This window comes from Streptacidiphilus jiangxiensis, from assembly GCF_900109465.1.
Lineage (GTDB): Bacteria > Actinomycetota > Actinomycetes > Streptomycetales > Streptomycetaceae > Streptacidiphilus > Streptacidiphilus jiangxiensis.
The window spans coordinates 747,075-754,832 of the sequence record NZ_FOAZ01000001.1 but is presented as its reverse complement, the minus strand read 5'-3'; the positions used below and the strand labels follow the sequence as shown (position 1 = coordinate 754,832).

7 protein-coding genes and 1 pseudogene are annotated in these 7,758 nt (G+C 72.7%); 7 read left to right on the top strand and 1 reads right to left on the bottom strand.

Annotated elements, in window-relative coordinates; all coding sequences use genetic code 11:
* The 7 genes and pseudogenes from BMY61_RS03255 to BMY61_RS03225 form a co-directional block, all read left to right on the top strand.
* Nucleotides 1–601, top strand: a pseudogene (locus tag BMY61_RS03255) (serine hydroxymethyltransferase); the annotation flags it as partial.
* 145 nt (nt 602–746) lie between these two features.
* Nucleotides 747–2,114 (top strand): L-serine ammonia-lyase, encoded by a 1,368-nt coding sequence (locus tag BMY61_RS03250; RefSeq protein ID WP_042460037.1) that lies wholly within the window; start codon nt 747–749, stop codon nt 2,112–2,114.
* Between the two features lie 337 nt (nt 2,115–2,451).
* A complete protein-coding gene (locus tag BMY61_RS03245) occupies nt 2,452–2,721 on the top strand; it encodes a type II toxin-antitoxin system Phd/YefM family antitoxin (protein WP_042459983.1) in 270 nt (89 codons plus the stop codon).
* Nucleotides 2,711–3,169, top strand: coding sequence for a type II toxin-antitoxin system VapC family toxin (locus tag BMY61_RS03240; RefSeq protein WP_042459988.1), 459 nt, complete (start codon nt 2,711–2,713; stop codon nt 3,167–3,169). The genes BMY61_RS03245 and BMY61_RS03240 overlap by 11 nt, the downstream gene beginning before the upstream one ends.
* Before the next feature lie 175 nt (nt 3,170–3,344).
* A complete protein-coding gene (locus tag BMY61_RS03235) occupies nt 3,345–4,220 on the top strand; it encodes a glycoside hydrolase domain-containing protein (RefSeq protein WP_042459990.1) in 876 nt (291 codons plus the stop codon).
* Nucleotides 4,221–4,276: 56 nt separating this feature from the next.
* Complete coding sequence (locus BMY61_RS03230; protein ID WP_042459993.1) at nt 4,277–5,791, top strand: glycosyltransferase family 39 protein; 1,515 nt, start codon at nt 4,277–4,279, stop codon at nt 5,789–5,791.
* Between the two features lie 95 nt (nt 5,792–5,886).
* Nucleotides 5,887–6,474, top strand: coding sequence for a hypothetical protein (locus tag BMY61_RS03225; protein WP_052439517.1), 588 nt, complete (start codon nt 5,887–5,889; stop codon nt 6,472–6,474).
* On the opposite strand, the gene BMY61_RS03220 is transcribed toward BMY61_RS03225, so the two are convergent.
* Nucleotides 6,456–7,739: a glycosyltransferase 87 family protein gene (locus BMY61_RS03220; RefSeq protein WP_052439518.1), complete on the bottom strand. Its 1,284-nt coding sequence runs from the start codon at nt 7,737–7,739 to the stop codon at nt 6,456–6,458. The genes BMY61_RS03225 and BMY61_RS03220 overlap by 19 nt on opposite strands.
* Nucleotides 7,740–7,758 lie beyond the last annotated feature (19 nt).

The window sequence follows — 7,758 nt, the reverse complement described above, 5'->3', positions numbered from 1 at the left end:
GGTCACCACCACCACGCACAAGACCCTGGGCGGCCCGCGCGGCGGCGTCATCCTGTGCAAGGCCGAGCTCGCCAAGAAGATCAACTCCGCGGTCTTCCCCGGCCAGCAGGGCGGCCCGCTCGAGCACGTCATCGCCGCCAAGGCCGTCTCCTTCAAGGTCGCCGCCACCGACGAGTTCAAGGACCGCCAGCGCCGCACGCTGGAGGGCGCCAAGATCCTCGCCGAGCGCCTGACCCAGGCCGACCTGACCGACGCCGGCGTCTCCGTCCTGTCCGGCGGCACCGACGTCCACCTGGTCCTGGTCGACCTGCGCAACTCCGAGCTCGACGGCCAGCAGGCCGAGGACCGCCTCCACGCGATCGGCATCACGGTCAACCGCAACGCCGTCCCGTTCGACCCCCGCCCGCCGATGGTCACCTCCGGCCTGCGCATCGGCGCCCCGGCGCTGGCCACCCGCGGCTTCACGGCCGAGGACTTCCGCGAGGTCGCCGACGTCATCGCCGAGGCCCTCAAGCCGACCTTCGACGAGGCCAGGGCCGCGGAGCTGTCCGCCCGCGTCAGCGCGCTGGCCGCGAAGCACCCGCTGTACCCGGACCTGTAAACCCCAGGTCACCGTTGAAAGGCGGGGGCACCGCGCACACTGGAACCAGACAGTGCGCACGGTGCCCCCACCCATGAGCACCGCGCTCCTGTTCCGCTCCCCCTGCTCCACTCAGCAGCCCCACCCACAAGACAAGGGCGTCCTCGTGGCCATCAGCGTCTTCGACCTCTTCTCCATCGGCATCGGCCCGTCCTCCTCACACACGGTCGGCCCGATGCGGGCGGCGCGCATGTTCGCACGTCGGCTGAAGTCGGAAGGCCTGCTGACCGACGTCGCCTCGGTCCGCGCGGAGCTGTTCGGCTCCCTCGGCGCGACCGGCCACGGCCACGGCACGCCGAAGGCGGTCATGCTCGGCCTCGCCGGCAAGTCCCCGCGCACGGTCGACGTGGAGCAGGCGGACCTGGACGTCGAGCAGATCAGGGCGACCAAGCGGATCGCCCTGCTCGGCACCCACGAGATCGCCTTCGACCCCGACAGCGAGCTGATCCTGCACCGGCGCCGCTCACTGCCGTACCACGCCAACGGCATGACCCTCTGCGCCTACGACGCGGCCGGCGTCCCGCTGCTGGAGAAGACCTACTACTCGGTCGGCGGCGGCTTCGTCGTCGACGAGGACGCGATCGGCGCGGACCGCGTCGTGCTCGACGACACGGTGCTGAAGTACCCCTTCCGGACCGGTGCCGAGCTGCTGCGGCTGACGTCCGAGACGGGCCTGTCCATCTCCTCGCTGATGCTGGAGAACGAGAAGGCCTGGCGCAGCGAGGCGGACATCCGCGCGGGTCTGCTGGAGATCTGGGCCGTGATGCAGGAGTGCGTCCGCAACGGCATGCACCACGAGGGCATCCTCCCCGGCGGCCTCAAGGTCCGCCGCCGCGCCGCGAGCGGGGCGCGCGCCCTGCGGGTGGAGGGCATCGGCCCGGCCAACGCGATGGAGTGGGTGACCCTCTACGCGATGGCGGTCAACGAGGAGAACGCGGCGGGTGGGCGCGTCGTCACCGCCCCGACCAACGGCGCGGCCGGCATCATCCCGGCGGTCCTGCACTACTACCTGAACTTCATCCCCAGCGCGGACGAGGACGGCATCGTCCGCTTCCTGCTGGCCGCGGGCGCAGTCGGCATGCTCTTCAAGGAGAACGCCTCCATCTCCGGCGCCGAGGTCGGCTGCCAGGGCGAGGTCGGCTCCGCCTGCTCCATGGCCGCGGGCGGCCTGGCCGAGGTCCTGGGCGGCACACCGGAGCAGGTCGAGAACGCCGCCGAGATCGGCATCGAGCACAACCTGGGCCTGACCTGCGACCCGGTCGGCGGTCTGGTCCAGATCCCCTGCATCGAGCGCAACGGCATGGCGGCGGTCAAGGCCGTCACCGCCGCCCGGATGGCGCTGCGCGGCGACGGGCGCCACCACGTCTCGCTGGACAAGGCGATCAAGACGATGAAGGAGACCGGCGCCGACATGAAGATCAAGTACAAGGAGACCTCGCGCGGCGGCCTCGCGGTCAACGTCATCGAGTGCTGACGTCCGCGTCCGACGGCCCGGCCCGGCGCCCCAGGCGTCGGGCCACCGCCTCGCGGATCTCCGGCGCGAGCGGGTCGGGCGCGCAGCCGCGCAGGCCTTCGAGGATCGCCGCTCGCGCGTGGGAGTGGACCGTCGCCTCCCAGGAGCAAATGCTGCTCAATCGGCGCAAGCGGCAGGTCCAGGCGGTGGACCAACCGGGTCAGGTAGGTGTCGCGGTGCTCGGCCTGCCGGTCCCAACGGCTGTCGACCGCCGGCATCCCGCTCCTGGCGCGGCACTGGATTTCCCACCCCGTGCCGCGATGTAGCACCCAGTGGCACACCTCGATAGCCTTGTGGCATGACAGCGCAACCGGAGATCACGCAACGGGACCTGCGCAGCAGGTCGAGAGAGATCATGGACGCCGTCGAGGCCGGCCAGTCGTTCACCGTGACGCGCGACGGCCACCAGATCGGGGAACTGATCCCGTTGAAGCGCCGACGGCGTTTCGTCCCCCGAGCCGAGTTCGCGGCGATGTCACAAGGCGCACCGGACATCTCGCTGGAGACCTTCCGCGCGGATCAGGACGCCACCGCCGCTCAGGAGACGGACGATCCGTATGCCCGTTGAGTATGAGCAAGGCCTGCTCGACACCAACATCATGATCCTGCGCCGCTCGGTGGACCCGGCCGAGTTGCCCGCGGAGATGGCCATCACCGCCATCACCCTGGCCGAACTCTCCGCCGGGCCACACGAGGTCCGGCGGAACGAGGAACAGACCGACTACGACGAACACGAGGAACGAGCTCGTCGACTCGACGTCCTCCAGCGTGCCGAGAACGAGTTTGATCCCATCCCGTTCGACACGGAGGCCGCACGTGTCTACGGAAGGATCTGCGCAGCCGTGATCAGCGCGGGCCGGAAGCCCCGACGGCGCGTGGCCGATCTGATGATCGCCGCCATCGCCGTCGCAGAGAGCCTTCCCTTGTTCACCACCAACCCCGACGACTTCAAGGGGCTGGACAACCTCCTCACCGTCGTACCGGTCACCCGGCCCACACTTCCGCACGATCGCTGACCCCACGCGGTCGGCGTCAACGCGCCCCGACCACCGCGCGGTTCACGGTTGCGCGCGACCCTGGACGCCGGGGCGGAACCGGAACCCGACTTGCCATCTCCCTCGGCGTGGTGATAGCCATTCAGTTCGATCAAGGTCCCCGGATCCGCCGCCGAACCCGACTGACGAGGTCCCCGTGTCGCACCGCCGCCGCTTCAAGCGCCGCCCCCTCCTGCTGTCCGTGACGGCCGTTGCCGCCCTCGCTCTCGGCGGGACGGCGATGGCGAGCGTGACCGGGGGCACGACGACCGCTCCCCGCGCGGCGACCACCGCGACCAGCACGGCCACCGTCCCCGCCCCGCGCGTCTTCACCGGACGGGCCTTCGACGCCTGCACCGCGCCGTCGCTCACCACCATGAAGGCCTGGCGGAAGGCCTCCCCCTACGGTGCCGCCGCCGTCTACATCGGCGGCAAGAGCCGGGGCTGCGCGCAGCCCAACCTCACCGCCTCCTGGGTGACCCAGGTCGCCGCCGTCGGCTGGCAGTTGATCCCGCTGTACGTCGGCGCCCAGCCGCCGTGCCAGACCTCCGCCAACCCGGAGCGGATCTCCGCCGCCAACGCCTCCTCGCTCGGTGCGGCGGACGGCGCCGACGCCGCCCGCAAGGCCGCCGCGCTCGGCATGCGCAAGGGCAGCGCGATCTACCTCGACATGGAGGCCTACGACACGGCGAACGCCGCCTGCGTCCAGTCCGTGCTGATCTACACCCAGGCGTGGGACCGCGCCGCGCACTCGGCCGGCTACCTCGCGGGCTTCTACGGCTTCAGCCGCTCCAGCGCCGACGCCGTCGCCAAGGCGAAGGTGCGCGGCGTCGCGTCCATGCCGGACGCGTTCTGGTACGCGCGCTACGACGGCTACGCCAACACCACCACCGGCTTCCCGTGGCCCACGACCCTGTGGACCGGCCACCGGCGCGCCCACCAGTACGCGGTCAACCTCCGCGAGACGTACGGCGGCGTGACGCTCACCCTCGACCACGACGCCTGGGACGCACCGGTCGCCGTCATCGGCTGAGAGCAGCCTCGGCTGAGGGCTTCTCCGACCACGCCCGGCGCTGGCACCCTGGAGCCATGCACGCTCGGGGGAAAGTGCAGTCCGCGCTGCCGCCTTTCGCGGCCGCGCCGGTCGCGGCGCTCTGCGCCGTGGTCACCGTGGTGCTGGTCGCCCTGTCCGGCCGGTACGGGTTCCACCGCGACGAGCTGTACTTCCTGCTCGCCGGACGACATCCCGCCTGGGGCTACCCGGACCAGCCGCCGCTGACACCGCTGCTGGCCCGGTTCGGCGCGGACCTGTTCGGCGCCACGCCCACCGGGATCCGGGTCGTGCCCGCCCTGCTCGCCGCCGCCTCCGTCGCACTCACCGCGCTGATCGCACGCGAACTCGGCGCCGAGCGGGACGGGCAGGTCGTCGCGGCGGCCGCCGTCTCCTGCTCCGGCTACCTGCTGGGCAACGGGCACCTGCTCTCCACCTCGACGTTCGACCTGGCGTCCTGGCTGGTCATCACGCTGCTGACGCTGCGCCTGCTGCGCACCACCGGAACAACGGGCGAGGCACACTGGTGGCCGCTGCTCGGCCTCGCGGTCGGGATCGCGGCACTCAACAAGCTGCTGGTGCTCGTCCTGGTGCCGGTGCTGCTGGCCGCGGTCCTGACCACCGGCCCGCACGGACGGTTCCTGCCGCGAGGCCGTGAGCTGCGCGGCCCGCTGACCGCGCTGCTCGCGGCGCTGCCGTTCGCCGTGCCGGTGCTGTGGTGGCAGGCTGCGCACGGCTGGCCGGAGCTGGCGGTCGGCCACAACATCAGTGCGGCACAGGGGTTGGCCGGGCGGCTGGTGGCGATCCCGCTCCAGCTCCTGCAGCTCTCGCCGCTGCTCGCCCCCTTGTGGATCACGGGCCTGAGGCGGCTGCTGCGCGAGGAGCAGCTGCGCTGGGCCCGTCCGGTCGCGGCGGCCTGGCTGGCGCTGTGCGCGCTGGTGCTCGTCGGCGGCGGCAAGGGCTACTACCCGATCCCGCTGCTGTACGCGGTCACCGCCGCCGGGTGCGCGCCGTTCGCGCACTGGCTGCGCGAGAAGCGCGGCAAGCTGGCCCTGCTGCTCGGCACCGCGCTGCTCACCAGCACCCTCGCGGCGCTGCCGGTGCTGCCGGCCTCCGCGCTGGCGGTCCCGATCACGGTCGACCCCGACATCGGCGAGGAGGTCGGCTGGCAGGAGCTCACCGCCGCGACCGCCGTCGGCTGGGCGGCGATCCCGCCCGCGGAGCGGTCCCACGCGGTCGTGCTCACCGCCAACTACGGTGAGGCCGGGGCCATCGCCCACTACGGGCCCGCGCTCGGGCTGCCCGCGCCCTGGTCCGGGCACATGGGCCTGTGGTTCTGGGGTCCGCCACCGGCCTCGGACGACGGGCCGGTGCTGCTCGTCCACCCCGCCCACTCCGCGGGCCTGGAGCAACACTTCCGGGACTGCCGCCCGGTCGCGCGCGTCGACAACGGGCACGGCACACCGAACATGGAGCAGCACGCGGCGGTGGTGCTCTGTACGGGGCCGGACCGTTCGTGGGCTGCCCTCTGGCCGCTGCTGCGAAGGTACTGAGAGCGCTTCTGACCGGTGCTTCTGACCGGCCGCCTCACGGCGCTACGATGCGCCGCGACACGGGCCGCGCAGCAGCCCGGCGGAGGGGGTCGGCGGTGTTCTGGATCGGTGTGGTCCTGTGGTGCCTGGTCGGTGGCGAGCTCGGCGCGATGGCGCACGGCGCGACGCAACTCGACAGCGGCAGCGGCGTCGTGGAGTTCGTGCTCGGCATCAACCTGGCGCCGTGGACGGCAATCGTCGCCGCGGCGCTGCTGAAGGCCGGCAGCCGCCGGCGGGCCGGCCTCGACGCGAAGGGCCCGACCGAGCGGACGCTGGCCCGGGTGGAGTCCTCCCGGGCCGTCAGCGAGGGGCCCGACCACCTGCTGCGGCTCGACCTGACCGTGGCGCCGGAGGGGCGGCCCGCCTACCGGGTCGACGCCCACGCCCGGGTGAACGTCATGGATCTCGCGCGCTGGGAGGCGGGGCGGACCGTCGTCGTCGACCACTACACCGAGCACCCGTGGCGGGTGACCCCGCAGGTCAACCCCGACGGCGCCTGGGCGGACCGCGCCGAAGCGGCCCGGATCGACAGCGCGCCCGAGGCGTCCCGGCAGAGCGAACCGCCGGCGACGCGTGGCAGCCTCCGCGCCTACTGGCTGCTGCCGCTGCTCGTCGGAGCCGCCGCCTACCTGCTGCTGCGGTAGCGCCCGCGCAGCGGGGCGAGTGAGAGCCCGGCCAGCAGGCCCAGGCCGAGCACGGAGTAGGACTCGCCCAGCGCGGTCTGCGCCGCGCTCCAGCCGTACTCCAGGTGGTGGTGGTTCGGCAGGAACCAGATCGCCCCCGACGGGAGCACGCCCAGTCCGGAGATGTCGCGCGGCCAGGCGGCGAAGAACAGTGCGACGGCGGCCGGAGCCGCCCGGAGCAGGCCGGAGCGCCGCCGCAGGGCCACGTCGGCGAGCAGGACCAGGGCCGGGACGACCCACACCCAGTGGTGCGACCAGGAGATGGGCGAGACCAGCAGCCCGGTGACGGCGGTGGCGAGCACGCCGAGCAGTTCCCGGCCCGCGCGGTGCTGCCGCGTGGCGACCCACAGCCCGAGCGCGGCGACCAGCGCGGCGAGGACCGCCCAGACGGCCTGGACGTCGGGGCCGCCGTGCAGCGCGCGGTAGACCAGTCCGTGCAGGGACTGGTCGCCGAGGTAGCCGATCGGTCCGACGCGGTTGGAGTCCAGGAAGAGCCCGCCCCAGTACTGGCCGGACTCGGTCGGGAAGAGCGCGTAGGCGATCCCGACGGTGGCGACGAGGACGCCCACGGAGACGGCGGCGGCCCGGAACCGGCGGGTCAGCAGCAGGTAGAGGATGAAGATGCCCGGCACCAGCTTGAAGCCGGCCGCGAGGCCCACGCCGACGCCCTTGAGCCGGTTGCCGTCGGCGAGACAGAGGTCCGCCACCACGACCAGCATCAGCAGCACGTTGACCTGTCCGAAGTAGAGCGTCTGCTGGACCGGCTCGGTCCACATCCCCACCGCGCCCACCAGCAGCGCCGCGCCGACGCGCCCGGCGGAGGCGGGGTACCCGAGCCGACCCCAGCACAGCCAGGCGACGGCGAAGACCCCCACGACGGTCATCGCGGCCATCAGCACCTGCGCGTGCGCGAAGGAGACCAGCGTCGCGGCGGTGAACACCATCGCCGCGAACGGCGGATAGGTGAACGGCAGCTGCGCCCCGGTGTACCGGCCCTGGTAGAGCCCCGAACCGTGCCGCAGGGCCGCGCCGCCGTCGCGGTAGACCCCGAGGTCGAGCATCATCTTCAGCCCGACCGGGTGCGTCTCCCGCCAGACCCACCAACCCACCAGCGCCACGAGCGTGACCGCCACGCCCGGCAGCGGCAGCCACCGCGGCAGCGGCGTGGACGGCGCCGCGGATCCGACCTCCTCGGACTGGTCCGGGAGCGCGGGAGTGACGGTCATCAAGGATCCTTCCCGGCCC

What these genes read in the sequence shown, in the direction of transcription:
- BMY61_RS03230 (WP_042459993.1), top strand. Translation starts at nt 4,277, where the DNA reads ATGCACGCTCGGGGGAAAGTGCAGTCCGCGCTGCCGCCTTTCGCGGCC.
- BMY61_RS03245 (WP_042459983.1), top strand. Translation starts at nt 2,452, where the DNA reads ATGACAGCGCAACCGGAGATCACGCAACGGGACCTGCGCAGCAGGTCG.
- BMY61_RS03240 (WP_042459988.1), top strand. Translation starts at nt 2,711, where the DNA reads ATGCCCGTTGAGTATGAGCAAGGCCTGCTCGACACCAACATCATGATC.
- BMY61_RS03220 (WP_052439518.1), bottom strand. Translation starts at nt 7,739, where the DNA reads ATGACCGTCACTCCCGCGCTCCCGGACCAGTCCGAGGAGGTCGGATCC.